Below are 26,967 nucleotides of genomic sequence, written 5' to 3' on the forward strand. Positions count from 1 at the left end.
CCCACCGCGGAGGCCGTCCGTGAAGCTCGTCCACGTCTCCCAGCCGGTCACCGCGGGCGTCGCCGTCGTCGTCCTCGAACTGGCCCTTGCCCAGCGGGATCGCGGGTGGTCCGTCACCGTCGTCTGCCCGCCCTCCGGCTGGCTCGCCGATCGCGCCCGCGACGCCGGCATCGAAGTACGCGGCTGGAGAGCCGGCCGCGCACCCGGCCCCGGCTCGCTCGCCGAAGCGCTGCGGCTGCGCCGGATCCTCGCCGACCTCGATCCCGATGTCGTGCACCTCCACAGCTCGAAGGCCGGGCTCGCCGGGCGGCTCGCCGTCGGCGGTGGCCGGCCGACCGTGTTCCAACCCCACATGTGGTCCTTCGAGTCCGCGAGGGGGCCCCTGCGCCGCGCTTGCGCCGCGTGGGAGCGCATCGCGTCGCGGTGGACCGACCTGCTCGTGTGCGTCAGCGACGACGAACTGGCCGCCGGCCGGGCCGCCGGGGTGACCGCCGAGGCGGAAGTCGTCTGCAACGGCGTCGACACCACCCGCTTCATCCCCGGCGACCGGACGGCCGCGCGGCGGCGGCTCGGGCTGCCCGAACACGCGCCGATCGCCGTCTGCCTCGGGCGGCTGGCCGAGTTCAAGGGCCAGGACCAGCTGCTGTCGGCGTGGCCGGAGGTGCTGCGGCGGATACCCGGCGCGCAGCTCGTCCTCGCCGGCGACGGGCCCATGGGTCCGGTCTAGCGCGAGCGGCACCCCGTGGCGGGCCACGCGTCCGTGCACTGGCCGGGCCACACCGACGAGCCGGCCGCCTGGTACGCCGCCGCGGACGTCGTCGTCCTGCCTTCCCGCGCCGAAGGCATGGCGCTGGTGCCGCTGGAAGCGATGGCGTGCGCGCGGCCGGTCGTCGGGTTCGACGTCGGCGGGGTGCGCCAGAGCGTCGCGGACGCCGGCGCCGTGCTGCCGCCCGGTGACCTCGGCCGGCTCGCCGACGCCGTCGCCGCGCGCCTCGCCGACCCCGCGCTGGCCCGGCGCGAAGGCGAACGCGGCCGCCGCCGCGCGGAACTGTCCTTCGACCGGGGGCGGATGACCGACCAGATCGCCGCCCTCGTCGACAAACTCACCCCGTCGGAGCGCCTCTCGTGACCCGCATCGCCTATCTGCTCACCCAGGACCGCGGTGGCCCGGTCGACGTCACCGTGCGGCTGGCCGCCACCCTCGCCGCCGACGGCCACGACGTCCGCGTCTTCGGCCCCGTCCCCGCGCGGGGTGCCGCGCTGCTCGAAGGCCGGCACGAGGAACTGGCGGTGTCGGACAAGGAAGACCTCGCCGCGGCGGGCCGCGCGCGGGCGGCGCTCCGGGCGTGGCAGCCGGACGTCGTGCACGCCCAGGACCGCCGGGCGGGGCTGGTGATCACCGGCCTGCGGTTCGCGCGCGGCCCGCGTCCCGCATTGGTCCAGACCTATCACGGCGTACCCGACGACGTCGCCGAGCCGTGGTTCCGCGGGGAGCGCCGGGCGGCCGGGCCCTCGGCGTACACGCGGACGGTGCTGGCCGCGGACGCCGTCGTCGCCCGCGTCCTGGACCGGACGGTCGTGCCGGCGTCGGCGATGGGGGACTTCCTGCACCGTCGGCTGCGGGTGCCCGCGCGGCGGCTGGTGCACGTCGACAACTGCGTCGCCGCCGCCGACCCGGCTCCGCCTCGGGGTCCGGTGCGGCACCTCGTCTTCGCCGGGCTTCTGGTGGAGCGCAAGGGAGTGCTCGGCCTGCTGGCGGCGTTGTCGCTCCCGGGCGTCCTGCCGGCGGACGCGCGGCTGACGGTGATCGGCGACGGCCCGGAGCGGGCGGCCGCGGAACGGGCCGCGCGGCAGCCGCCGCTGGCCGGGCGTGTGACGTTCCTCGGGTTCCGGCCGGACGTCCCGACCCTGCTCGCCGAGGCGGACGCGCTGGTCCTGCCGTCCACAATGGAGCAACAGCCGCTGGTGGTGGCCGAAGCGATGGCCGCGGGCAAGCCGGTACTGGCCACGGCCACCGGCGGCGTCCCCGCCATGCTCGACGTCCCGGGCGCCCCGGCGTTCCTGGCCCCGCCGGGCGACGTCCCGGCGCTCGCCGACCGGCTACGGGCCCTGTTCGCCGAACCGGATCCGGGCCGGCTGGGCCGTCTCCTGGCGGAACGCGCCCGCGCCCGCTACCGCCCGGACGCCTGCGCCCGCCGTCACCTGGCCCTCTACGACCAGCTGACGACCTCGTGTCGTCCCGCCAATCACGGGTGACGACCCTTCAATCACGCGAGATGACCCTCCGGTCACGCGGCTGCACGTGATCCGGGCCGGAACTCGCGTGATTGGAGCCGGGACTCGCGTGATTGAAGGCAGAACTCGCGTGATTGAAGGCAGAACTCGCGTGATTGAAGGCAGAACTCGCGTGATCAGAGGGTCATCACCCGTGATTGGGGGGTCGACACGGGTCAGCGGGCCCAGAGGCGGCCGATGCGGAGCTCGTCGCGGGTTACCCGCTTCACTAGTTGCTTGGGGTCGACCAGGATGACCGCGTCCGCCGCTTCCACCGTGAGCGGGGGTGGGGGCGCGGTCGACGTGGGCGAAGCCGAAGTCGACGGCGAAGCCGTGGGAGAAAGCGTGGGGGTGGGGGTGGGGGTGGGGGGTGGGGTGCCGGGGCGGACCAGGCCTTCGGGGGCGACCACCGTCTGGGTGGCCGCCGTCGTGTTGACCGCGACCCAGCCGTGGGTGAACGTGCGGGTCCACACGCCGTTCGGCAGCCTGCTCGCCGCGTCGACCGCTTCGCCGAGGCCGCTGTCCTGCAGGGTGGACCACTCCGGGTCGCGGTAGTCGTCCGTCGTCGCGCGGGTCCAGCACGTCTGGGGGCCCGCCAGCAGGGCCGCGCTCGCGTAGCCGGACCGCTCCTCGCGCGCGTTGTGCGTCCGCGTCACCAGCAGCAGCCACGACTCGCCGAGGGCGGCCTGCGCGCGCAGCTCCTGGAACTCGTTGCCGCGGAACGTCAGCAGCCCGCCCGTGCCGCCGTTCTCGCGGAACCCGAAGTTCTCCTCCATCGCGCCGCCGAAGCGGGAGTGGGCGGTCCACCGGCCCGGCACCAGGTGCGTCTCGGACACGTTGGGCACCAGGATCTTGTCCGAGTTCGTGAGGGCGTCGCCGGCCTTGGCCAGGAACGCGTCCAGGCCGTCGCGGAGCTTGCGGTCGGTCTCCGCCACGTTCGCCGTGCCCGCCAGCACCGCCGGCGAGTAGTGGCTCAGTGAGTTGAAGTCGTTGTCCGCCAGTACGCCGTCCCAGCCCTCGCGCTTGACCTCGGCGACGACGGCGTCGGTCCAGGCCTGCTGGTAGTCCGGGTTCCACACGGCCATCTGCCAGTGCTTCGGGTACCCCTGCCACTCGATCCGCCGCCCCTTGGTGTCCAGGGCGAACCAGTCCGGGTGGTGCTCCTGCGCGGCGACGTAGCCGATCCCGCTCGGCAGGAACACCGCGTCCTGGCCGCCGTCGACCGCGCCCGGGTAGTTGCGCGTGCTCGACAAGTCCTTGTACACCAGCACCTTCACCCGCGGGTTGAGCTGGCGCAGGCGGCGCATGGCCGTGCCCTGGTCGGCGTTGAGCACGACGACCTGGTACCGCTTGGCCGCCAGCTCGATGTCCCGCGACGTCGGCGGCTCGCCGATCCCGTACCACCACGCGCACGGGGCGAGGGGCTTCGGCGACGGCGCCGAGATCTCCTGCGCCGAGCTGGCGACGCAGCCGGTCAGGCAGCTCGCCGCCAGCACGGCCGCGGACGTCCAGGACACCACCGGGTGCCGTCGGATCAGCGTTGCCTTCGGCACAGCAGTTCTCCCACCGTGAGGATGATGATCTTGACGTCGAGCCACAACGACCAGTTCGCGATGTAGTAGTTGTCGTAGCGCGCGCGGTCGGCGATCGAAGTGTCCCCGCGCAGGCCGTGCACCTGCGCCAGCCCGGTCAGCCCGGTCGGCACCCGGTGCCGGGCCCAGTACAGCTCGTGGACGGCGGAGAACTCGTGCACGAACACCGGCCGCTCCGGCCGCGGGCCGACCAGCGCCATGTCGCCGCGCACCACGTTCCACAGCTGCGGCAGTTCGTCCAAAGAGGACCGGCGCAGGAAGCGGCCGACCGGGCCGACCCGGTGGTCCCCCACCACCGACCAGCGCGTCTGCGAATCGTCGACGGCGGCCTGCCGCACGCTGCGCAGCTTGAAGAGCACGAAGGTGCCGCCGTCCATGCCGACCCGCACCTGCCGGAAGAAGACCGGGAACCCGCTCTCCACCGCGACCGCCAGCGCGCAGACCGCGATGACCGGCGCGAGGACGACGAGCGCGGCCGCGGCCAGCGCCGTCTCGACCGCGCGCTTGACCCACCAGCTCGGACGACGGGTCGGCGCGCCGCCGAGCCACACCAGCGGGTAGCTGCGGAGCCGGTCGACGCCCGGGCCGTCCGGGCACAGCTCGAACAGGTGCGGCAGCACCAGGGTGACGCAGCCGAGGCGGTGGGCGGTGATGGCGGCGTCGACGATCGCGCCGTCGCCCTCGTCGGCGGGGGCGAGGATCACCGTGCCCGCGCGCAGCCGCGCGACGGCTTCGGCGAGGTCGCCGTCGATCCGCTCGACCGGCAGGCCGGCGGGCGCCGGCTCCGGGCCGGAGGCCGCGATGCCGACCGGCAGCAGCCCGAACTCCGGGTGCTCCAGCATGGTCCGCACGAGCTCGCCGCCGATCCGGCCGGAGCCGACGACGACGGCCCGGTCGCACCGCCGCAGCCGGCGGCGGCCCCAGCGGCCGACCGCGAACACCGCCGGGCGGACGGCCTCGCTCAGCACGGCGAAGCACAGCACCAGTTCCTGCATCCGCGCGGTGTCGTCGCCGTCCATCCCGGCCACCAGCCCGGCGCCGGTGACGAGCGCGAACGCCAGCGCGGTCGCGGTGACCGAGCGCGGGAGGTCCTGCAGCCAGGACAGCCAGAGGCGGCGGCGGTGGACGCGGCCGGCCACGCGGGCGCCGGCGAGGGCCACGGCGGTCACCACGGCGCACGCCGGACCGGGCCCGGTCCGCAGCACCGCGGCCAGCCAGGCGGCGCCGTCGACGGCGGCGAGCAGCACGGCCACGGCGTTGACCCGGGCGAGGAGCGGCCGGGAGCGGACGGCGGCGCGCGGCCGGTCGCCCGGGCGCACCCGCCGCTGCGCCGGCACCGTTTCGGTGACGACCGATTCTCTGAGTTCAGTCACCGGTCTCGACCTCTGCTTGACATGAGGATTCCATTCTCGCTTTCTTCACGACTCAGCCATTCGAGGCAACACCGGCTCGATCGAGTGAATTTTCCTGTGCAGCCCCGCAAATCCACCCGATCGGGGCGATCGACCGACCCGATCCGGTGATTTCTGGAAACACCAAGTAGTTCTGATGGCGCGCATCCTTCCGGGGGACTTCCGAGGCCACTAAAGAAACCACACAACATAGCCGAGTAAGACTCGACGGCCCCACCAAACCCGAGTCCGACCGGGTGACGGGCAAAGACGAGGAAAACCAGACGAGGGGAACCGTGGCGCGCGAAGAAACCACCCTGGCCACACTGTCCGAACCGGACCGCACCGAACCGGATCCCACTGAACCGGATCTCCCGAGGGAACGGACCGGCGGACGGGCGCACGTCGTGCTGCCCGCGTTCAACGAAGAAGCGTCCCTGCCGCCGCTGCTGCACCGGCTCGCCGACGTGGCCCGCACCGAGCAGGTCACCGTCTGGGTCGTCGACGACGGCTCCGCGGACGCCACGGTCGCCGTGGCCGAGGCGGGCTACGGCGGGCTCGACGTCCGCGTCGTGCGGCACCTGGTGAACCTCGGGCTCGGCCGCGCGGTGCAGTCCGGGCTCCGGGCGGCGCTGGAAGCCGCGAGCCCCGACGACATCGTCGTGGTGATGGACGCCGACGACACGCACGACCCGTCCCTGATCCGCGCGCTGCACGCGGAGATCACCGCCGGCGCCGACGTCGCCATCTGCTCGCGGTTCGTCCCCGGCGGTGACGACCGGACCGCCCCGTTCGGGCGGCGGCTGCTCTCCCGCGGCGCGGCCCAGCTGTTCCACCGCGCCCTCGACGTCGACGGCGTCCGGGACTTCACCAGCGGCTACCGCGCCTACCGGGCGTCGCTGCTGGCGCGCGCGTCGGCGCACTGGGGCGAGCGGCTCATCGAGGAGCAGGGCTTCGCCTGCATGGTGGAGCTGCTGCTCAAGCTGCGCCACTGCCGCCCGGTGATCACCGAGGTCCCGCTGGCCCTGCGGTACGACCGCAAGCAGGGACCCAGCAAGCTGAAGCTGCGGCGGACCGTCGTGCAATACCTGAAACTGCTCGCCCGCGACCGGCTCAGCCCGGCGCCCTACCGGAAGCTGTGACCCGGTGACCTCTCCCGACTCCCCGCACGTCGCCGTGATCGGCGGCGGCATCTGCGGCCTCGCCGCCGCACACCGCCTCGCCCACCGCGGCACCCGCGTGACCCTGCTGGAGAGCAGCGACCAGCTCGGCGGCCTCGGCACGTTCTTCGCCCACGAAGACCGGTGGATCGAACGCTTCTACCACTGCATCATGCCGTCGGACGCGAGCCTGCTGGCGCTGCTCGGCGAACTCGGCCTGCGGGATGCGGTGCGGTGGCGCGAAACCACGATGGGCATGGTCGTCGACGGCCGTCACCACGCGTTCAACTCCGCGCTCGACCTGCTCCGGTTTTCGCCGCTGCGGCTGCCCAACCGGGTGCGCTTCGGCGTCGTTTCGCTGCTGCTGCGCCGGTTGGGGCGGGGCCGCGACCTCGACACGCTGCGCACCGAGGACTGGCTGCGCGGCCTCTACGGCGACGTCGTCTGGGAAAAGCTGTTCGCGCCGATGTTCGGCTCGAAGTTCGGCCCCGCTTTCGGGGACGTTCCCGCGCTGTACCTGTGGCAGCGGCTGGGCCGCGAGCGCAACGTCGCCACCCGCGGCTACCCGGACGGCGGATACAAGACGATCATCGACGCGCTGCGGGCGTCGATCGAGCGGGCCGGCGGCGTGGTGCGCACCTCGGCGCCCGTCCGGCGGCTGAGCAGCACCGGCGACCGCTCGGTCCTCGCGGTGGCCGACGGCGAGGTCATCGAAGCCCGTCACGTCGTCTCCACCGTGCCGCTGCCCCAGCTGCGGCGCATCGCCGACGACGCGCTCGCCGCCCGGTTGCCGCGGACCGACCTGCCCTACCAGGGCGTGGTCAACGCCGTGTTCTTCCTGCGGCAGCCGGTCACCGAGCACTACTGGACGCCGGTGCTGCACTCGGGCACCGAGTTCGACGGGGTCGTCGCGATGTCGGCGCTGGCCGGCCCGCACGACGGCCGCCACCTCGTCTACGTCATGCACTACACCGACCGGGAGTCGCCGCTGTACCGGGACGACGACACCGCGATCGCGGCCCGCTGGTCGGCGCAGCTGCGCGGCCTGTACCCGCAGCTCGGCGCCGACGGCATCGAGGAGGTGCGGGTGTTCAAGGCGCCGTTCGTGGAACCGGTGTACCCGCTCGGTTACCTGGCCGCGCGGCCGTCGGTGACCGTGGGCGGCACCGGCCTGCTGCTGGCCACCACCGCCCACGTCTACCCGGACGTCACGAGCTGGAATTCGAGCGTCGGCCTGGCGAACTCCGTCGTCGACGCGCTGGCGGTTCAGCCCGCGGCCGCCCCGGCGCGCTGATCGAGCAGGGCGTCCAGCGCCGTCACGATGCGGGCGGTGGCGGACCCGTCGCCGTACGGTGACGGGACGTGGCGGAGGCGCTCGCGGTGGCCGGCGACGTCGTCGAGCCACCGGGCGACCTCCGCGCCGATCGCCGGGCCCGGCAGCACCCGCGTCCCGAACGTCCCGGCGATCTCGGGGCGCTCGGTGCTGCGCCGGACCACCACGACCGGTCGCTTGAGGACACTCGCTTCCTCCTGGATGCCCCCGGAATCCGACACGAGCACCGCGGCTTCCGCGGCCAGCGCGAGGAACGCCGGGTAGGCCTGCGGCTCCAGTTCGACGAGCGGGGCGAGCAGGGGCCGCAGCCCGAACCGCTCGACGCTCTTGGCCGTGCGCGGGTGCAGCGGGAACACCACCGGCAGCGGCAGCCGGCCCAGCTCGTGCAGGATCACCGCCAGCCGCCCGGCGTCGTCGACGTTCTCCGGGCGGTGGATCGTGGCCAGCACGAACCGGTCCCGCTCGAGCCCGCGGGCGGCCAGCACGGCCTGCCTGTCCTCTGTGGACGGCAGCGCGGCCTGCAGCGCTTCGACGACGGTGTTGCCGGTGACGGCGATCCGTTCGGCGGGCACGTTTTCGGCCAGCAGCTGCGCGCGGTTGAGCTCGGTCGGCGCGCAGCACAGGTCGGCGAGGTGGTCGATCAGCACGCGGTTGTGCTCTTCGGGCATCGCGCGGTCGTGGCTGCGCAGCCCGGCTTCGACGTGCACCAGCGGGAGGTCGTGCGCGTTGGCGGCCAGCGCGCCGGCGAGCGCGGACGTCGTGTCGCCCTGGACGACCACCGCCCGGCCGGGCCGGTCGGCCAGTACCTCGTCGACCGCGCTGATCGTCCGGCCGAGCTGGCCGCCGCGACGGCCGGCGCCCACCCCGAGTTCGTGGAACCGGTCGGACGGCGGCAGGTCCGCGCGGATGCGGGAGTACAGCGACCGGTCGTAGTGCTGTCCCGTGTAGACGACAGCGCAGTCTTCGCCGAACGCCCGCATCAGCGGGGCGAGCTTGATCAGTTCCGGCCGCGTGCCGCAGACCAGCGTGATTCCCCCGGTTCCGGCGGGGTGCACCGCCGGGGAACTGGCACGGAGATCTGCGGTGGTCGTCGACATGCGGTGCGGTCCTTTCGGGCGATGAGTTCGCCGCACGCTACTGACCGGAACCGCGAAACCGGTGGCGACTCAGTCGATCGTGTGACAATGCGGTGTCGCACCGGGGAAATGCGGACGCCCTAGAATGGGCCGTCGGAATACCGGACAGGACGGCCCCGCTCTTGCTCAAGAAATTCGCGGCACTGGCGCTCGTGGCGCTGGCGGCCACCGTTTCCGCTTCCGCTCCCCGTGCCGACGCGGCGCCGAACCTGCTGCTCCCCGACCTCCGCCAGGCGCCGCCGGGGTGCGCCGGCGGCAGTTCCGGCGAAGTGCTCCTGTGCACCGCCTGGGACGTCTGCCCGGTGATCGAGCCCGCGGCCCCCAACGGCCGCTGCGTCGCGCCGTCGGTGGCGAAGGCCGTCCGGCTCCGGTTCACCAGCGCGGAAGAGAACATCGGCGACGGACCGCTGCTGCTGTACGGCCGCCGCGACAGCACGAACCAGCCGACGATGGCGGTCCGCCAGGCGCTGCGCAACGGCACGGACGGCTCGATCCCGGGCAGCTACGCGGCGGCGCAGCGCGCGACCGGGGCGTTCACCTACTACGAGCCGGCGCTCGCCCACCAGCACTGGCACCTGATGAACTTCGAGCACTTCGCGCTGGTGTCCCGGCAGGGCAAGACGGTGGTCACCGACCGCAAGAACGGCTTCTGCCTCGGCGACCGGTTCCAGGTCCACGACGTCGGCCGGTGGCCGCACGTCCCGGGCGACACCGGAACCGACGCCGAGCTCGCCGCGAAGCTGCGCGACAACATGTGCCGCCACCACGAGCCCACGGCGCTGGAGGTGATGGAGGGCATCTCGGTCGGCTCGGGCGACGACTACAAGTACACGGTGGACTTCCAGTGGCTGGACATCACGCACGTCCCGAACGGCACGTACGACCTGGTGAACACGGTGAACGCGGACCGGACGCTGGTGGAGACGGACTACCGCAACAACTCTTCGGCGGTGGCGCTGTCGATCGCGTGGCCGCAGGGGGTGCCGGGCGCGGACGGGACGATCCCGGCGGCGCCGATCGTGCGGTTCCTGCGCAGCTGCCCCGGCCAGCCCCGCTGCGCCTGAGCCGGCCGCCCTACCAGGGGCGGCCCGCCGCGAGCCGCGCGGTGAAGCCCGTCTCGTCGCGGTGCAGGGTCACCCCGCTGCAGATCTGGTGGGCGATCCAGAGTCCGCGGCCGCCGATCGTCCGGTCCGCCGGCAGGAGGCCCGCGAACGGGTCGGCGGGGCCTTCTCCCGTGTCGTGCACCGTCACCACCATCTGCCCGGCGCCCGCCCAGATCCGGACGCGCACCGGCGGCCGGCCGTGGCGGAGTGCGTTGTCCACGATCTCGCTGACCGCCAGCACCAGGTCGTCGACCTCGGCCGCCGTCAGGTCCGGCGGGGCCGTCGCCAGCACCGCGCGGCGGGCGTCCCCCGGGCGCGGGTCGGCGAGCTCGGCCAGCGGTGCCTTGCCCTCGATCGGGAACGGCGTCATCGGCCGGGGGTCGGTCAGGAAGGACCGCGGGTCGACGTAGCCGGTGTTCGTGCGGTGGCCGCCGGGGGTGGCGACGAACGGGTGGGTGCGGGTGACGTCGTCGAGGACGTGGCTCGGGGTGGTCCGCGTGTCGTAGGCGCACACGCTGCGCAGCGGGAACTCGTCGTAGGCGTGGTTGACCGCGGCCTCGTAGCGGGCCCACCAGTCCCACGACGTGTCGATCTCCACCCGCGGGAGCTCGCCGAAGACCCGGATCCCGGCGGCGCCGCCGGCGACGAAGCCGGCCAGCAGCTCGCGGTAGGACTTGATCGCCGCCGCGGGCCGGGCGTAGAGGTCGCGCGTCGTCAGGTAGTCGACCCGCGCGGACGACGGCAGGGCAGCGCGCACCAGCTCGGCGTGTTCCGGCTCCATCGACACGAGCGTCGGCTCGCCCGCGGCGAGCCCGCCTTCGAGGAACGGCACGGCGACGGCGAGCAGTTCCTCGTCACAGCCGTAGCGGACGGCGGCGTGGTCGTGGCCCCGGCTCATGCGGCACGCTCCACGCGCACGCCGGTCAGGTCCAGCAGCTCGACGAGCCGGGCGGGGGTGGCCAGCCGCGTCCGCAGGACCACCGTGGTGGCGTGCCGCTCGGCGTAGCCTGCCAGCGCGACCAGGCTGCGGTGGTCGGCGAAATCGAGGCCGGCGGCGTCGAGGACGACCTCGCCGCCCTCGGCACGCAGGCCGGCGCGCTCCAGTGCCTGCGGCCAGAGCTCGCGGGAGTCCAGGTCGAGCTCGCCGCCGAGCGCCGCGGCGCTGCCGTCCCGCGCGTGTCCGTGCAGGTGGAAGGGGGCCCCGCCGTCGTGGGCGGTGGGGTGCATGCACGCGAGCTGCGCGACGACGTCGCCACCGAGCTCGGCCACGTCGTAGCCGCACATGGCCGACATCGGATGGGCGGCCATGTAGTGGTCGACCAGGTGCTCGTAGCGGGCAAAGGCGTCCACCTGGGCCGGCGTGCGCACGAGCGACGTCGCGTCGGCGGCGACCCGCAACCCGGTGAACCCGGCGGCCAGCGCTTCGGACGTCGCGGCGGCGTAGAGCTCGACCTGCCCGGCGGGATCGACGACGGCACCGGTGGTGTAGGTGGCATCGACGGAGGCGACCTGGACCGCACCGCGTTCCAGGCCTTCGTCGCACCGCTCGTCGGCCCGCAGCTGCCCGGTCAGCACGGCCTCGTCACCAGGAGCGACGTAGAGCACCCGTTCCCCGGCGGCGAGCCCCTCGGCCAGGAACTCCTGCGCCCGGCTGACGAATTCGCCGCGGCGCCGGTAACCGCGGCACACGTGGTCGCGAGCCGGCGAAGACGGTGGGCGTTCCCGCTCGGTCGGCATCGGCACGGATCGAGCCTACGCCGCCGTGGCGGGGTGCGGCCGTTCCGCCCGCGCCGCGGGGTCGCGTTCACGACGCGGCGGCGCGGGCGGCCGGGCCGGGTCGCGGCGCTTCCACCCGCACAGCCGGGCCGGGTCGCGGCCCTCCCGCCCGCGCCGCGGGGCCGCCTCACTCCCGCGCCGCCGGGCCGGGTCGCGGCGCTTCCACCCGCACGGCCGGACCGGGTCGCGGCCCTCCCGCCCGCGCCGCGGGGCCGCCTCACTCCCGCGCCGCCGGGCCGGGTCGCGGCGCTTCCACCCACGCCACCCGGCCGGGCCACAGCCCTCCCGCCCGCGCCGCGGGGCCGCCTCACGGCGCCTCGACCCGCAGTCCCGGGTCGCGCACCTCCGCGGCCGGCTTCGCGCACACGCAGAACAGGTTGCCCTCCGGGTCCGCGAGCACCACCCAGTCGTCCGCCGGGTCGTCGTCGACGTGGCGGACGAACCGTGCGCCCAAGCCGATCAGGCGGTCGACCTCCTGCTGCTGGTTGTCCGTGTACAGGTCGAGGTGCATCTGGTCGCGGGCCGAGACCGGCGCTGCCGAGCGCTGCAGGGACAGGTTGACGTGCCGGCCGCGCAGCAGGCGGAAGTCGGCTGCCGCGGAGGTCGGCTCCAGGTCCAAAGCCGCGCTCCAGAAGCGTGTCATCGTGTCCAGCTCCGTGCAGTTGATCACCATGCTGCCCAGCCTGATCGCCATGACCACCCGGCTACCCGCTCCGCCCGGCGCCGAACCCGCGGGCTACCCCCGCCGGTGCAGGTACGCGGCTATCCGGACGCGCAGGGCGCGGACGTCGGCGAGTGCCACCGTGAAGGAACCGGCCTCGGGCGGGTCGCACGGCCCGGCGACGTGGACCAGGCCGTCCTCCGGGTCGTGACGGGGCTCCGCCCAGGCCGGGTCGCCGTCGAGCGTCAGGCGGCCCGCCCTGGCCCGCGCCGTCCAGTACGTCGGCAGCTTCATCACCTCGCCGAGCGCCTTAGCGAAGCCCGGGAGGTCCTCCTCGCGCAGGGCCAGCCCGCGCCCGTCCCGGGCCCGGGACGCCGCCGCCGTGACGTGCGTGAAGGTGGCCTCGTCGCCGGACGTCCGAATCGTCCACTGGGGCAATTCGGTCAATGTGGGCACGCTTGCTCCTCGTCTCGCCGACCCCAGGCGCGCCCATCCTAGTTGATCAGCGTCACCTGCCCAGTGCGAAACTCGGGTGCGGCGGCTGGTTGTACGCCGTGTTCTGCCAGGCCACCGCCTCGCGGTACTGGCGGTCCTGCATCAGCGACACGTGCGAAATGCTCGTCGGGTCCGTGGTCGAATAGATCCGCAGTGCCCGGTTGTCCGACGTCGGCCAGACGACCTCCTCGCGCCAGTCGCCGAACAGGTCGGCCTGCAGGGACGGCGTGTTCTTCGTGCCGTTGTTCGCGTGCACGCCGGACGCCGTCAGCAGCCGCGTGTCGCCGCCGGTGCCGTACTTGTCGATGTGCGTGCCGTCCAGCAGCTCGCGCTGGGCGTCGCCGTCCCAGTAGACGACGAAGTTCGCCGACGACGGCTTGCGCCCGATGTTCTGGCCGCTGGTGTTCAACAGTCCGGACACCGCGGACGACCACGACTCGGCACCGGGGCTGCCGGCGTAGATGTCGTCCGACACCCCGCGGCCGTTGTCGCAGTTGCAGGAACCGTTCTGCCAGATGATCTGCCCGGTCCGTGCGTCGGCCATCCAGGCGGCCGGCTTCGACTTGTCTTCGTCCACTTTGAACTCTTCGAGCCCGGCCCGGCTCGGGATCAGGTCGCCGACGTGCATGGCGTCGCCGTGGCCGTTGCGGGTGTTCCACAGTGGACTGCCGTTGTCGTCGATCGCCATGGCGCCGAAGACGATCTCGTCGCGGCCGTCGCCGTCGGCGTCGGCGATGGCCAGCTGGTGGTTGCCCTGGCCGGCGTACTGAGAGCCGGCCGAGTTCGAGTCGAACGTCCACCGCCGGGTCAGCGCGCCGTTCCGGAAGTCCCAGGCCGCGATCACGGTCCGGGTGTAGTAGCCGCGGCTCATGACGAGGCTCGGCCGGGACCCGTCCAGGTAGGCCGTCCCGGCGAGGAACCGGTCGACGCGGTTGCCGTAGCTGTCGCCCCACGACGACACCGTGCCGCGCGGCGGGTCGTAGTTCACCGTGGACAGGACGGCGCCGGTCTGGCCGTTGAACATCGTCAGGAACTCCGGGCCCGAGAGCACGTACCCGCTGGAGTTGCGGTAGTCGGCGTTCGCGTTGCCGATGACCTGGCCGGTGCCCGAGCGGGTGCCGTCCGCGGTCTTCATCGCGACCTCGGCCCGGCCGTCGCCGTCGTAGTCGAAGACCTGGAACTGCGTGTAGTGCGCGCCGGCCCGGATGTTGCGGCCGAGGTCGATCCGCCAGAGGCGGGTGCCGTCGAGCCGGTAGGCGTCGACGTAGACGTTGCCGGTGTAGCCGGACTGCGAGTTGTCCTTCGCGTTGGTCGGGTCCCACTTCAGCACGAGCTCGTACTGGCCGTCGCCGTCCAGGTCGCCGGCGCTGGCGTCGTTGGCGGTGTAGGTGTAGCCCTCACCGGACGGCGTCGTGCCCCCGGACGGCGGCTGGATCGGGACGTCCCGGGTGTTCGCGGCGAGACCGCTGGTCAGCGTCAGCGACTCCTCCGCCGCGAAGGCGGACATCCGCTCGGTCCCGCCGGCCACCGCGCGCACGGTGTACCGGGCGCCCGCCGGCGCGCCCGCGTCGACGAAGCTCGTCGGGCCGCTGACCGGCGCCGACGTCACCCGGGTGCCGTCGCGGTAGACGTTGAACGCCACGCCGGCCGGGTCGTCGGCGAGCAGCCGCCAGCCGACGGTGTTGCCCTGTGCGGTGTGGACGCTGACCACCCCGCGGTTCAGCCTGTCGAGCTGGGGCGCGGCGGCCGCGCCGGTGGCCGGGGCGGGCACCAGGGCCGCCGCGGCCAGCACGGCGAGGAGGACCGTTCGCTGCCTGAGTGACATGAGGACTCCTTTGTCCCGGACGAGCACTGTGCTTGGTGGTCAGCCTGCGGTGCAGGCGCTGCCGTTGAGCGTGAACGCCGTCGGCGCCGGGTTGCTGCCGCCGTACGTGCCGTTGAAGCCGATGCCGGTGGAGGCGTTCGGGGCCAGCGCGCCGTTCCAGCTCAGGTTCTTGGCCGTCACGGCCCCGCCGGACTGGGCGAAGGTGGCACCCCAGCCGGGCAGCGTCACCTGCTGGCCACCGGCGAAGGTGAAGGCCAGCGTCCAGCCGGTGAGCGCGCTCGTGCCCGTGTTCGTGATGGTGACGTTGGCGGTGAACCCGTTGCCGCCACCCCAGTTCGACGCGGAGTAGGCCACCTTGCACGAACCGGACCCGCCGCCCGCGCTCGTCGTCGCCGTCGCGACGCCCGAGGCGGCCGAGGTGTTCCCGGCGGCGTCCCGGGCCCGCACCTGGTACCGGTAGGTGCTCGACGCGGCCAGCCCGCTGTCGGTGTACGACGTCGTCGCGGTCGAGCCGACCACGGCGAACGTGCCCCCGCTCGCGCCCGGCGCACGCAGGACGTCGTAGCCGGTGACGCCGACGTTGTCGGTCGACGCGGCCCAGCTCAGCGTGGCACCGCTCGACGTCACCCCCGACACGGCCGGCGTGCCGGGGACGGACGGCGCCTGGGTGTCGACCTGGCCGCCACCGAAGATGGTGGCTTCCTTCGAGGTCTGGCGGACTCCGTTGGCACCGTTGAGGAACCGCTCGCCCCACGGCGTCAGGCTCGCCGGGTCGAAGTTGTTCGTCATGTCGAGGTAGCCGACGTCGCTGCTGTTGCCGCTCCACGACCAGCCGAGGTAGCCGAGGCCGCGGGCCTGCGCCTGGGCCATGATCGTGTCCTCGTCCGGGTTGCCGTCGCTGTGCATGTTCCCGAACTCGCCGACGACCAGCGGCAGCCCGGCGGTGCGGAAGACGTCGAAGTAGGCGTTGATCTCGGCGGCGGTGTCGTAGACGCCGTACATGTGGATGGAGAACACCGTGTTGCGCTGCGGGTCGGCGGTGAACACCGTGGCCGCGTTGTCGCGCATGATGTTCTGCCAGTCCTGGCCCCACATCGGCGCGTCGGCCATCAGCAGGTGCTGCAGCCCGGCCGCGCGCAGCCTGCTGATCGCGCTGCTCGTGGCGCTCGCCCAGGTCGCGCTCACCTGCTGGTTGTTGCCGAACGGCTCGTTGCCCAGGTTGATGACGACGTAGTTCTCCTGGCCCTTGAGCGCGTTCGCGACGCTGATCCAGTAACTGGCCGCCTGGTCGAGGGTGGCGGCGCCGCTCTGCTCGCCGTAGCCGGTGGTGTCGTGCACCTCGAGGACGCAGATCAGCCGGTTCTGCTTGCACAGCCCGATGGCGCTGGTGACCTCGGCGGCCGGCGTCGGGCCCCACCGCTGCCCGCTGCCGAGGACGACCCGGACCGTGTTGGCGCCGAAGGACTTGATGTCGGCGAAGGCGCGGTTCTGGCTCGGGTACCAGACGTAGGCGTGGTTCACCCCGCGCATCACGAACGGCGAGCCGTTGGCCTCCAGGATCCGCGTGCCGTCGACGTGCAGGCCGGTCGCCGCGGGCGTGTCCGGGCCGAGCGCCGCCACCAGGGCGGGGTACCAGCGGCCTTCGATCTTCTGGATGCCGGTGGTGGTGTTCGGGTGGACGCCGTCGGTCGTGTCGGCCGCGGTGTCGAACCCGGTCCACTGGTCGACGACGGTGATCGGCGACGCGGCCGTGGAGTTCGCCTGCGCCCAGCCGGGGATGGCGTTGTTCAGGTCGACCACCCGCTGACCGCAGGCGGCGCAGTTGCCCGGGTTCATCGGGATGATCTTCGCGACGATCAGCTTGGTCGCCGGGTTGGCGGCCCGCATCTGGCCCAGCAGCGTGGTGTAGGCGCCCAGGATCGTGCTCGCCGGGATGTTGTTCCAGACGTCGTTGGTGCCCAGGTGCATCAGGACGATGTCCGGGTGCGTCGCCGCCAGCCAGCCGGGCAGCTGGTTGTCCCGGGCGATCCCGGTCGCCAGGAACCCGCCGTGGCCTTCGTTTTCGCCGTCGTAGGTGAAGCCGCAGCCCTGCGCGGGCAACGTGCCGACGAAGTCGACGTCGGTGTGGCCGGTGTCCTGCAGGTGTTTCCACAGCAGCGCCCGCCAGCAGCCGGGCGACCCGGTGATGGAGTCGCCCAGCGCCATGACCCGCGCGGGCGCGGCCGCCTGGGCCGCGGCCGGGGCCACGACGGCACCCGCGACCAGCAGCAGGCCGGCCACGAGCACGCGGAGGAATCGCCAGTTCATTACCGACCTCCTGGAGAACCACTCGACAGGAAAGTTTCAGGCTGGGAGCGCTCCCACGGTAACACGGGAGACACCGGGCGGACATCGGTCGCCAGGACAGAAACCGGTCAACCTGCTTAACGTTAAGCTGCCCGTGCCGGATCGCGAGAAAGCGTTTTCTGGAAAGGTCGTGAGTGTACTCACGGCCGGCCCACCCGCCTGGCCCGCCGCGGACGGCGGCTCGACTCGCGGACCACCAGCTCCGGCGTGAACACCACGTGCCGGTGCTCGTGCTCGGACGGCGACTGCGATTCGGCGAGGAGCAGGGCCGCCGCCGTGCGGCCGATCTCGTGCCGCGGCTGGCGGACCGAGGTCAGCGGCACCGCGGCGGCCGCGGCGAAGTCGATGTCGTCGTAGCCCACGATCGCCAGGTCCTCCGGGACCCGCACCCCCGCGCGGACCGTGGCCTGGAGCAGGCCCAGCGCCAGCAGGTCGTTCACGCAGAAGACGGCGTCCGGCCGCACCGCCCTGGCCAGCAGCTGCTCGCCGGCCCGCAGGCCGCACGCCACGTTGAGGGCCGGGACTCCCAGCACCTCGAGGACCTCGGGCGGGCGGCCGGCCAGCCGGATCGCGTCCCGGGCACCGCGGTGGCGCTCGGCCGACTGGTGCAGGCCGGCCGGGCCGGTGACCACCACGATCCGCGCGCACCCCTCGGCCAGCAGGTGCGTGACCGCGAGCTCGCCGCCCTGGCGGTCGTCCACGGCGACCGAGCACAGGTCCTCCTCGGCCGTCGGGTGGTCGAGCAGGACCACCGAGATCCCCCGCTCCCGCAGCCACCGCACCGGCACCGGCCCGGACGCCACCGGCGTGATCAGCACCCCGTGCACCCGCTGCGCGGCCAGCAGCTCGACGTGCCCGCGTTCCTTGGCGACGGATTCGCCGCTGTTGCAGAGGATCACCGCGTGCCCGGCCTCGCTCGCCGCCTCTTCGACGCCGCGGGCGACGTCGGTGAAGAACGGGTTGCCGACGTCGAGCACGACCAGGCCGATCGTGCGGGCGGTGCCGGACCGCAGCTGGCGGGCCGGCTCGTTGCGGACGTACCCCAGCGCGTCGATGGCGGCGAGGACCCGCGCGCGGGTGGCGGCGGCGACCACGTCGGGGCGGTTGAGCACGTTGGACACCGTGCCGACCGACACCTCGGCCCGGACGGCGACGTCCCGGATCCCCACCGGCGGCTTCACCGGACGGCCACCGCGACCGCGGCCAGCACCAGCAGCCCCGGCGCCACGACCACGAAGCCCGGCGCCTGGACCACGACGACCGCCACCACCACGATCGCGACGACCAGCCCGAGGCTGCCACGCCAGTCCGAGACCGTCCCCCGCCCGGCGTCGGCCAGCACCGCCGGCCAGTGCCGGTCCGGCCGCCACGCCGCCGCGGCCCGCAGGCCGGCCGCCATCAGCGCGGCGAGCACCAGCCCCAGCACGGCCCCGAACACCCGGCCGCCGGGCAGCCCGCCCAGCACCGCGAGGACGTCGACGGCCCCGACCACCAGCAGGCCCGCGGGAGCCAGCAGCGCCACCGGGTGGGCGAGGGCAGCGCGGAACAGCCGGGCGAACCGGCGCACGGACGGCGTCCGGCCGTCCGCGGCGACCTCGGCGAGCAGGACCGAGCCGGCGGCCGCCGCGGCCAAGGACGTCATGACGAACACCGAGGCGGCGCAGGCCAGGAGGCCGACGAAGAGCACCTCGGCCAGCAGCGTCAGCGAGCGGTACTGCGTCTTCATCCCTTCAGCCCCGACGTCGCCACGCCCTCGACCAGGTAGCGCTGGAAGGCGAAGAAGAACAGCCCGATCGGCAGCAGCGCGAGCACCGACATGGCGAACATCGGGCCGAACGCCGACTCGCTCGTCTGGTCGACGAAGATCTGCAGCGCGAGCGGCAGCGTGAACTGCCCGGGATCGTTGAGGTAGATCAGCTGCGAGAAGAAGTCGTTCCAGGTCCAGATGAACGTGAAGATGGCGGTGGTGATCAAGGCCGGCCGAAGCAGGGGCGCGATCACGTACCGGAACGTCCGCACCGGCCCGCAGCCGTCGATCGTCGCGGCCTCGTCCAGCTCCCCGGGCAGGGCGCGGATGAACTGGACCATCAGGAAGACGAAGAACGCGTCGGTGGCCAGGAACTTCGGCAGCACCAGCGGCCAGAACGTGTTGACCATCCCCAGCTTCTGGAAGATCACGTACTGCGGGATGAGCACCACGTGCTGCGGCAGCATGATCGTCGAGAGCATGAACCCGAACATCGGCCCGCGGCCCCGGAAGTGCAGCCGGGCGAAGGCGTACGCGGCCAGCGAGCACGAAACGACGTTGCCGAGCACCGCGCCGACCGAGATCACCAGCGAATTGCCGAAGTAGTGCCAGACGCCGTACCCGGCCACCCCGGCGAACACCTGCGTGTAGTTGTCGCCGGTGGCGTGCACGGGCAGCAGGGACAGCCCGGCCAGCACCTCCTCGGCGGGCTTGAACGACGCCGAAACCAGCCACACGACCGGGTACAGCAGCACCACGAGGATGAGCACCATCAGCGCGTGCCACCCCCACGACCGGCGGGTCACCGGCCCTCCCCCGCGTAGAAGACCCACCGGCGCGAGCCGCGGAACAGCAGCGCGGTGAGCACGCCGATCACCACCAGCAGCACCCAGGCCATCGCCGAGGCGAAGCCCATCCGGAAGTCGGTGAACCCACGCTGGTAGAGGTAGAGCGTGTAGAGCAGGGTCGAGTCGCTGGGCCCGCCACGGCCGCTGCTGACGACGAACGCGCCGGTGAACGACTGGAAACTGTGGATGGTCTCCAGCACCAGGTTGAACAGCAGCACCGGGGACAGCATCGGCAGCGTCACCGACCGGAAGCGGCGGACCGGGCCCGCCCCGTCGAGCTCCGCCGCCTCGTACAGCTCCTTCGGGATCTGCTTGAGCCCGGCCAGGAAGATGACCATCGGCGCGCCGAACTGCCAGACGGCCAGCGCGATCACGGCGAGCAGGGCGAACTGCGGCTGGTCGACCCAGCCGCCGGTGTCGAGGCCGAACGCGGCCAGCACGCGGTCGGCCGTGCCGCCGGTCGAGAACATCGCGCGCCACACCAGGGCGAGGCTCACGCTCGCGCCGAGCAGCGAAGGCGCGTAGAACGCGGAGCGGTACAGCCCGGCGCCGCGGTGCGCGCGGTTGAGCAGCATCGCGACGGCCAGTGCCAGCCCGAGCTTGAGCGGCACCGAGACGCCGACGTACTGCGCGGTGACGCCGGCGGCGTGCCAGAACCGGTCGTCGCGGGTGAACATCGTCGTGTAGTTGTCGAGGCCGACCCAGCGCGGCGCGTCGAACAGGTCGTAGTCGGTGAACGACAGGTACAGCGACGCGAGCATCGGGCCGATCGTCAGCACCAGCACGCCGAGCAGCCACGGCGACAGGAACAGGTACCCGGTGCCCTGGCCGGCGCGGCGACGGCGGGACGCGGCCGGCTCCCGCGTCGCCGGCCTCTCCAGCACAGCCTGTGTCATGCGCTCCTCCGTCAGGATCCGAGTGACTGCTGCGCCGCCTGCACCACGCGCGCGGCCCCGTCGGCGACACTCGTCCGGCCGAAGATCACGTCGTCGTACACGCGCTGGAAGTCGCGCTTGACCGCCGCGGATCCGGTCGGCCACAGGCCGGTCGCCGGGCCGATCCGGTCGGCGACGGACTTCTCGTAGTCGCACACGGCCTTCGTGGCGGCCTGGGCCGCGCCGCAGACCTGCTCGCGGATCGCCGTGTTCGGCGGCAGCCCGCGGGCCACGCCCAGCAGCTTCCCGGCTTCCGGGTTGTTGACCAGGAAGCTCAGCAGCTTGGCGGCGGCTTCCTTGTGCGCCGAGCGCGACGCCACGGCGAAGGTGACCGGTGGCATCGCCGCCATGCCCGACGCCGGCCCGTCGGACGGCAGCGGTGCCGCCTTGATCCCCGGGCCGTAGCTGGAGAGGTACGCGCTGAGGCTGGAGTCGTAGTTGATCTCCGACCCGGCGCGCTTGGTGACCAGGCCCGAGTTCGGCATCGAGCCGTCCATCTTCGTGGTGACCTCGGGCGCGGTGACGGCCTTGGCCGCCCGCAGGCCGCCGGTCAGCGTCCAGAACTGCGTCAGGTCGGCGGCGGTGAACCCGAGCTTGCCGTCCTCGGTGTAGAGCTGCTTGCCGTGCTGGTGCAGCCAGACCTCGAACCAGTCGATCGCCCAGCCGAAGTCGGTCGTGCCAGCCACCCCGGTCGCGGCCACCTTGCGCAGGCCATCGCCGAACTGCGTCCACGTCCAGCCCTTGCCCGGCCCGGACGGCGGCTCGACGCCCGCCTTGGTGAAGATCGCGGGGTCGTAGGCGAGCATCTGCGTGGTCTGGCCGCCGGGCACGGCGTACTGCCTGCCTTCGATCTTGCCGCCGGCCAGCAGCTCGGGCGCGATCCCGGTGACGTCGATCGTCTTGCCCACGAAGGAGCTCAGGTCCTCCAGCACGTGCCGGTGCTGGTACTCGCCGAGCGTCGCACGGTCCAGCTGGACCAGGTCGGGGGACGCGCCGCCGGCGACCTGGGTGGACAGCTTCTGGAAGTAGGCGTCGTACGCGGCGTACTCCGTCTGGACCGTGATGCCCGGGTTGTCCTTCATGAACAGCTCCACCGCGGCCTTGGTGACCTTGGCGCGGTCTTCGTTGCCCCACCACACGAAGCGGATCGTCGTGGGCCCCGCCGCGGCACCGCCGCCACCGCACCCCGTGACCAGCCCCGCCAGCGTGACCGCCACGGCCGCCACCAGGCCGGCGCGCATCCGTCCGTTCATCGGATTTCCCTTCTGCAGACCAGCACCGGGCGAGCTCACCGGAATTTCGGTCTTGAATCGGTTCAAGCACGGTAAGTCCGCGCCGCGGGCGGCGTCAACCAGCAATGATCCCGGCGAAAGTACCGATACTTTCGAATCGGTCGAACGGATTCGGCCGTTCATCCGATGATCGAGAAAGCGCTTACTCACGGACTGGACTGTTCGGGTCGGGCGGGTTGACAGACGCGGAAACGTCTGGTTTGAATCGGTTCATCGAGCTGATCCGGAGGCCGGCGATGTCCCCGCAGTTCCCCCTTTCCCGACGTGTCTTCCTCGGCGGAGTCTCGGCACTGGCCGCCACCGCCGTCACTCCCCCCGCGGCCGCGACGGCGGCGACCCCCACGGCGTCCGGCGGCGAGGTGCGCCTGCACTGGCTGGACGGCAGGCCCGCCGCTCCCGTGGGCTGCGCCTTCGGTGTCCCCTGGCCACGGGGAACGCTGGCCAGGACCGTCCCGCTGGCCCTGCACGCCGGTGACGGCTCGCCAGTGCCCGTGCAGTCGTGGCCGCTGGCGTACTGGCCGGACGGCTCGGTCAAGTGGACCGGCCACGCCGTGACGTCGGCCGCCGGCGCGGACGGCTTCGCGCTGGCACCCGGGACACCCGCGCCGCCACCGGTTCCGGTCACCGTGCGCCGGTCACCGCGCGAAATCGTGGTGACCAACGGAACGGTCGAGCTGAAACTCGCGACGACCGGCACGGTCGCCGTGCCGTCGCTCTCGCGCGGCGGGCGCGTCGTGGCCCGTGACGGCGAGCTCGTGCTGCGGCTGCAGGACCAGCCGGACGACGACTCCCGGGCACCCCGCCGCGAGGACTGGAGCGGCGTCGTCGAACGCGCCGAGGTCGAGCAGGCGGGCCCGGTGCGCGCGGTGGTGAAGCTGACCGGCCGGTACCGGCGCGACCGCGGCCGCGGCACCCGCGCGATCCTGCCCTGGACGCTGCGGGTCTACCTCGGCGCGGGCGACGACTCCCTGCGCGTCGTGCACAGTTTCCGCTGGGACGCCGACGAAAACCACGATTTCGTCCGCGGGCTCGGCCTGCGGTTCGCGGTGCCGCTGACCGACGAGCCGCACAACCGGCACGTCCGCTTCGGCACGGCGGCCGGCGGCGTCTGGGGCGAGCCCGTCCGGGTGCTCACCGGCCTGCGCCGCGACCCCGGCACGGCGGTCCGCAAGGCCCAGACCGACGGCACCGCCACGCCGCCGGTCGCGCAGTGGGGCCAGCAGGTGCGGGACGGCTACCGGAAACTGGCGCTGTGGAACGACTTCACGCTGTTCCAGGAGTCCGCCCGCCACTTCGCCGTGTGGAAACGCACGAGCGCCGCGGGCAGCTGGCTCACGCACGCGGGCCACGGCGACCGCGCGTCCGGCTTCGGCTACGTCGGCGGCCCGGCCGGCGGGCTGGGCTTCGGGCTGCGCGACTTCTGGCAGCGTGCCCCGCGCTCCCTGGACATCCGGGGCGCGGCCACGGACACGGCGTCGGTGACGCTCTGGTCGTACTCCCCGCTGGCGCCCGCGATGGACCTGCGCACCTACGACACCGTCGCGCACGGGCTGGACCTGTCCTACGAGGACGTCCAAGAAGGCTTCGCGACCCCACAGGGCATGGTGCGCTCGGCCGAACTGCGGCTGTGGGCCCTGCCGGCCACGCCGGCCCGGGACACCATCGCCGCGCTGTCGGCGACGTTGACCGCGCCGCCGCAGCTCGTCACCGATCCGGCGACCTACCACGCGGCCGGGGTGTTCGGCCGGTGGAGCCTGCCGGACCGCAGTACCCCGGCCCGCGCGGCCCTCGAAGACGGGATCGCGCGGGAAATCGCCTTCTACGCCGACCAGGTCGACGAGCGCGAGTGGTACGGGTTCTGGCACTACGGCGACGTCATGCACACCTACGACGCCGACCGCCACGAATGGCGTTACGACGTCGGCGGGTACGCGTGGGACAACGCCGAACTCGGCACGGACGCGCTGCTCTGGTACGCCTTCCTGCGCTCGGGCGACCCCCGGACGTTCCGGCTGGCACACGCGATGACCCAGCACGTGTCCGAAGTGGACACCCACCACGGCGGCCGGTTCGCCGGGCTGGGGTCGCGGCACGCCGTCGTGCACTGGGGCGACGGCGCCAAGGAGGCGCGGGTCGGCGAGTCGTTCACCAAGCGGTTCTCCTACTACCTCACAGCCGACGAGCTGCTGGGCGACCTGATCCGGTCGTCGCTGCAGGTGGACGAGACGCTGCGCACGGTCGACCCGCTGCGCGCGGTCCTGCCGCCGCAGACCAAGGCGCCGGCCCGCGTCCGCATCGGACCGGACTGGTACGCGCTGGTCAGCAACTGGCTGACGGAGTGGGAACGCACCGGCGACGTCCGCTGGCGCGACCGGATCGTCACCGGTATGGAGGACATCGCCACGTTCCCGGCCGGGCTCTTCACCGGGGAAGCGGGCGGCGCGGTCGGCTTCGACCCGGCGACCGGCCACCTCGTCAACCTGGAGAAGGGCGACTTCGAGGGCGGCTACAACCTGTCGATGGCCTTCCTCGGCGAGCAGATCCTCTGGGAAACCCTCGACCTGGTCGACGTCCCGGAGTTCCGCCGGACCTACCTGGACTTCGCCCGCTACGCCCAGGCACCGTCGGCCGAGAAGATCGCCCGGTACGGCCGCGACTTCAACCCCGGGCTGTTCAAGACGATCTACTCCCGCGTCACGGCCTGGGCGGGCGAACAGCTCGGCGACGCGAGCCTGCGCAAACGCGGCTGGGACCAGTTCACGAGTGACCCGGCGGGAAAGCCGTGGCCGCCCGCGGAACGCGTCACCGGCTCCGCGGTGGCGAGTCCGGTGACGGAGATCCCCACGCGGACCACGACGAACCCGGCGGGCGACTTCGCCACGTTCGCCACCAACGACTTCGCCCAGCGGAACCTGGCCACCATCGCCCTGCTCGCCATCGCCCCGGAGGAAGCGCCGTGAAGCTCGTCGGGCTCGCCCTGGCCGCCGTGCTCGTGCTCGGCGCGGCCCCGGCGGACGCGTCCCCGCGCTGGACCGTGTGCGACGGCTCGTGCTCGTTCGACGTGCCGCCGGGCGACTACGAGATCGAGGCGCTCCTGACCGGGCAGACCGGTCTGGACGTCGAAGCCCGCCGGATCGCGCTCGCCCCGGTGAACACCCGGCCCGGCCGGTACGTCCACCGGTCGGTGACGGTCGAAGTCCGAACCCCGGAAGGCATGCCGAGCGGCGAGGACGGGCCGGGCACCCCGGGGCTGCAGGTGCGGCTCACCGGGCCGGCGCCGCGGCCGGCCCGGATCGCCGTGACACCCCGGCCCCGGGCGCCGCGCGTGTTCGTCATCAGCGATTCCACCGCCGCCGACTGGACATTCCTCCCGAAGAACGGCTGGGCCCAGGCGCTGCCGGAGCTCTTCCGCGCCGGGCCGAGCGTGCGGAACTACGCCCAATCCGGCGCGAGCACGGTCAGCTACCTCGCCGACCCGCGGTACTTTCCCCGGGTCCGCCCGATGATCCGGCCCGGCGACACGGCGCTGATCCAGCTGGCGCACAACGACAAGCAGACGCCCGAGGACGTCTACCGCGCCAACCTCGCCACCCTGGTCGACGGCGTCCGCGCGCAGGGCGGGGCGCCGGTGCTGGTCACGCCCCCGGTGCGGCACCGGTTCGGCGCGGACGGGAAGCTCACGCCGCTCGGCCTGGTCGTCAGCACCATCGGCGTGGACCTGCCCGCGGTGATGCGGGATGTCGCGGGCGAGCAGAAGATCCCGCTGCTCGACCTCACCGCACGGTCCCAGGCCCTGCTGGAAGGCCTGGGCGAAGCGGCGTCCTGGCCGCTCTACCTGACGCTCGCGCACGACGGCGTCGACGACGCGACGCACCTCAGCCGGTACGGCGCCGAGCAGTTCGCCGCACTCGTCACGCAGGAGATGACCCGGGTCAGGCTGCCGCTCGCGCGGTTCCTGCGCCGCCCCAACGGGTGACGGCCGTTTCTCGCGCGCCCATTGTGGGTATTTCCCCCGCGCCGGCAACCGACCATGCGTGCGTGCGCACTGCGCGAGGTGAGGTCATGGTGACGACGACGGGCGATGGCGTACCCCTTCCGATCAGCATCGAGACCACCGACGTCGCCGAGCTCGAGGCGGCCGTCGGTGTCCTGCGGGCCCTGGACTACCGGCAGGGCGGCGGGTTCTGCCGCGACGCCGTCCGCGTGGTCAAGACGGCGAGCCTCCTGCTCCACTGGGGAACGGTCCCGGATCCGTTGCGGGCCCGGCTGTACACAGTGCTCGCCGACGTGCACAACCTGCTGGGCTGGACCGAGTTCGACATCGGCCGCGGCGAGCCGGCTCGGTACCGCTTCGGGCGCGCGCTGGAACTCGCGGCCGAGGCGGGCAACGACAACCTGGTGGCGAACATCCGCTACCGGCTCGGCCGCCTGTACCTGCACCACCACGACGTCCCCGGTGCGCTGGCGGAGTTCGCCGAGGGCCGGGTGGCGGCGCTGCGCTCGGGTTCCGGCCGAGCACTGGCGATCCTCACCGCGAACGAGGCATGGGCGCACGCCATGGCCGGCGACGAGCGGACGGCCCTGACCCGGCTGGCGGCAGCCGAGGCCGCGTTCGCCACGGCGGATGCGTGGCCGGAACCGAGGCCGTGGGAGGCGTTCTTCCGCGAAACGGACATGGCGGCGATGCGCGGCACGGTCCTGACGGAGCTGGCCACGGCGGTGACGGCCCGCTACAGCGGCGAAGCGGTCACGCAGCTGACGTCGGCGGCGGACCGGTACGGCGCGGACATGGCCCGGAGCCGGTCGCTGACGTTGATCATGCTGGCGCAGAACCACGCGCTCCGGGGCGACTTCGACGAGGCCACCCGGATCGGCGCGGAAGCGGTCGAGCTGGCCGGGCAGGTGGGCTCGGTCCGGCCCAAGGACCGGCTGGTCCCGTTGGAGCGCCTGCTGCGCGAACACCGCGGCAGTGAGGCAGCGCGGGGGCTGGCCGATCGGATCCGGCGTTACCGCGCCGAGCCCCTGCCCTGACCGCCGGGCAGTCGTCGCCCGT

20 protein-coding genes and 2 pseudogenes are annotated in these 26,967 nt (G+C 73.0%); 8 read left to right on the forward strand and 14 right to left on the reverse strand.

Annotated features, from left to right (window positions below; all coding sequences use genetic code 11):
- Nucleotides 1-19: 19 nt before the first annotated feature.
- A pseudogene (locus BLW76_RS50855) lies at nucleotides 20-1,129 on the forward strand (glycosyltransferase).
- Entirely contained in the window at nucleotides 1,126-2,256 is a 1,131-nt protein-coding gene (locus tag BLW76_RS38730) for a glycosyltransferase family 4 protein (RefSeq protein ID WP_091316898.1), read from the forward strand. Before BLW76_RS50855 ends, BLW76_RS38730 begins: the two are co-directional and overlap by 4 nt.
- A 194-nt stretch (nucleotides 2,257-2,450) precedes the next feature.
- Here BLW76_RS38730 and BLW76_RS38735 read toward each other — a convergent pair whose 3' ends face one another.
- Nucleotides 2,451-3,827 carry a putative glycoside hydrolase family 15 protein gene (locus tag BLW76_RS38735; protein ID WP_091316900.1) on the reverse strand — a complete coding sequence of 459 codons (1,377 nt, stop codon included), beginning with the start codon at nucleotides 3,825-3,827 and terminating at the stop codon, nucleotides 2,451-2,453.
- Nucleotides 3,809-5,239, reverse strand: a complete 1,431-nt coding sequence (locus BLW76_RS38740; RefSeq protein WP_091316901.1) for an exopolysaccharide biosynthesis polyprenyl glycosylphosphotransferase — start codon at nucleotides 5,237-5,239, stop codon at nucleotides 3,809-3,811. Before BLW76_RS38740 ends, BLW76_RS38735 begins: the two co-directional genes overlap by 19 nt.
- A 314-nt stretch (nucleotides 5,240-5,553) precedes the next feature.
- Here BLW76_RS38740 and BLW76_RS38745 point away from each other — a divergent pair, with 314 nt between their 5' ends.
- Nucleotides 5,554-6,399, forward strand: coding sequence for a glycosyltransferase (locus BLW76_RS38745; protein WP_091316903.1), 846 nt, complete (start codon nucleotides 5,554-5,556; stop codon nucleotides 6,397-6,399).
- Between the two features lie 4 nt (nucleotides 6,400-6,403).
- A complete protein-coding gene (locus tag BLW76_RS38750; RefSeq protein WP_091316905.1) occupies nucleotides 6,404-7,711 on the forward strand; it encodes an NAD(P)/FAD-dependent oxidoreductase in 1,308 nt (435 codons plus the stop codon).
- On the opposite strand, the gene wecB is transcribed toward BLW76_RS38750, so the two are convergent.
- Complete coding sequence (gene wecB / locus BLW76_RS38755; protein WP_091316906.1) at nucleotides 7,684-8,847, reverse strand: non-hydrolyzing UDP-N-acetylglucosamine 2-epimerase; 1,164 nt, start codon at nucleotides 8,845-8,847, stop codon at nucleotides 7,684-7,686. The genes BLW76_RS38750 and wecB overlap by 28 nt on opposite strands.
- A 161-nt stretch (nucleotides 8,848-9,008) precedes the next feature.
- Here wecB and BLW76_RS38760 point away from each other — a divergent pair, with 161 nt between their 5' ends.
- On the forward strand, nucleotides 9,009-9,950 hold the full coding sequence (locus tag BLW76_RS38760; RefSeq protein ID WP_091316908.1) for a lysyl oxidase family protein: 942 nt from the start codon (nucleotides 9,009-9,011) through the stop codon (nucleotides 9,948-9,950).
- A gap of 10 nt (nucleotides 9,951-9,960) precedes the next feature.
- On the opposite strand, the gene BLW76_RS38765 is transcribed toward BLW76_RS38760, so the two are convergent.
- The 11 genes from BLW76_RS38765 to BLW76_RS38815 form a co-directional block, all read right to left on the reverse strand.
- Nucleotides 9,961-10,887, reverse strand: a complete 927-nt coding sequence (locus BLW76_RS38765; protein ID WP_091320404.1) for a sensor histidine kinase — start codon at nucleotides 10,885-10,887, stop codon at nucleotides 9,961-9,963.
- Entirely contained in the window at nucleotides 10,884-11,726 is an 843-nt protein-coding gene (locus tag BLW76_RS38770; protein ID WP_143060816.1) for an MEDS domain-containing protein, read from the reverse strand. Before BLW76_RS38770 ends, BLW76_RS38765 begins: the two co-directional genes overlap by 4 nt.
- Before the next feature lie 346 nt (nucleotides 11,727-12,072).
- Nucleotides 12,073-12,459, reverse strand: a complete 387-nt coding sequence (locus BLW76_RS38775; protein WP_091320406.1) for a VOC family protein — start codon at nucleotides 12,457-12,459, stop codon at nucleotides 12,073-12,075.
- A 42-nt stretch (nucleotides 12,460-12,501) separates the two neighbouring features.
- On the reverse strand, nucleotides 12,502-12,882 hold the full coding sequence (locus BLW76_RS38780; protein WP_091316909.1) for a hypothetical protein: 381 nt from the start codon (nucleotides 12,880-12,882) through the stop codon (nucleotides 12,502-12,504).
- Between the two features lie 52 nt (nucleotides 12,883-12,934).
- A complete protein-coding gene (locus BLW76_RS38785) occupies nucleotides 12,935-14,746 on the reverse strand; it encodes a rhamnogalacturonan lyase (RefSeq protein ID WP_091316911.1) in 1,812 nt (603 codons plus the stop codon).
- 39 nt (nucleotides 14,747-14,785) lie between these two features.
- A complete protein-coding gene (locus BLW76_RS38790; RefSeq protein ID WP_091316912.1) occupies nucleotides 14,786-17,053 on the reverse strand; it encodes a cellulase family glycosylhydrolase in 2,268 nt (755 codons plus the stop codon).
- Between the two features lie 179 nt (nucleotides 17,054-17,232).
- Nucleotides 17,233-18,273, reverse strand: coding sequence for a LacI family DNA-binding transcriptional regulator (locus tag BLW76_RS38795; protein ID WP_091316914.1), 1,041 nt, complete (start codon nucleotides 18,271-18,273; stop codon nucleotides 17,233-17,235).
- Nucleotides 18,270-18,818, reverse strand: a complete 549-nt coding sequence (locus tag BLW76_RS38800; protein WP_091316915.1) for a hypothetical protein — start codon at nucleotides 18,816-18,818, stop codon at nucleotides 18,270-18,272. The genes BLW76_RS38795 and BLW76_RS38800 overlap by 4 nt, the downstream gene beginning before the upstream one ends.
- Complete coding sequence (locus BLW76_RS38805; protein WP_091316917.1) at nucleotides 18,815-19,645, reverse strand: carbohydrate ABC transporter permease; 831 nt, start codon at nucleotides 19,643-19,645, stop codon at nucleotides 18,815-18,817. Before BLW76_RS38805 ends, BLW76_RS38800 begins: the two co-directional genes overlap by 4 nt.
- Complete coding sequence (locus tag BLW76_RS38810; protein WP_091316918.1) at nucleotides 19,642-20,583, reverse strand: carbohydrate ABC transporter permease; 942 nt, start codon at nucleotides 20,581-20,583, stop codon at nucleotides 19,642-19,644. Before BLW76_RS38810 ends, BLW76_RS38805 begins: the two co-directional genes overlap by 4 nt.
- Before the next feature lie 11 nt (nucleotides 20,584-20,594).
- Nucleotides 20,595-21,875, reverse strand: a complete 1,281-nt coding sequence (locus BLW76_RS38815) for an ABC transporter substrate-binding protein (RefSeq protein ID WP_091316920.1) — start codon at nucleotides 21,873-21,875, stop codon at nucleotides 20,595-20,597.
- A gap of 275 nt (nucleotides 21,876-22,150) precedes the next feature.
- Between BLW76_RS38815 and BLW76_RS38820 the strand changes: the two genes are divergently transcribed.
- The 3 genes and pseudogenes from BLW76_RS38820 to BLW76_RS38830 all read left to right on the forward strand — a co-directional run bounded on the left by BLW76_RS38820 (nucleotide 22,151) and on the right by BLW76_RS38830 (nucleotide 26,945).
- Complete coding sequence (locus tag BLW76_RS38820; protein WP_091320409.1) at nucleotides 22,151-24,874, forward strand: exo-rhamnogalacturonan lyase family protein; 2,724 nt, start codon at nucleotides 22,151-22,153, stop codon at nucleotides 24,872-24,874.
- A 254-nt stretch (nucleotides 24,875-25,128) separates the two neighbouring features.
- Nucleotides 25,129-25,791: pseudogene (locus BLW76_RS38825) on the forward strand (GDSL-type esterase/lipase family protein); the annotation flags it as partial.
- Entirely contained in the window at nucleotides 25,737-26,945 is a 1,209-nt protein-coding gene (locus BLW76_RS38830; protein WP_482746701.1) for an NsdA family TPR-like regulatory protein, read from the forward strand. The pseudogene BLW76_RS38825 and the gene BLW76_RS38830, both read left to right, overlap by 55 nt.
- The last annotated feature ends 22 nt before the right edge of the window (nucleotides 26,946-26,967 follow it).

It is taken from the genome of Amycolatopsis tolypomycina (assembly GCF_900105945.1).
GTDB classification, from domain to species: Bacteria; Actinomycetota; Actinomycetes; order Mycobacteriales; family Pseudonocardiaceae; genus Amycolatopsis; species Amycolatopsis tolypomycina.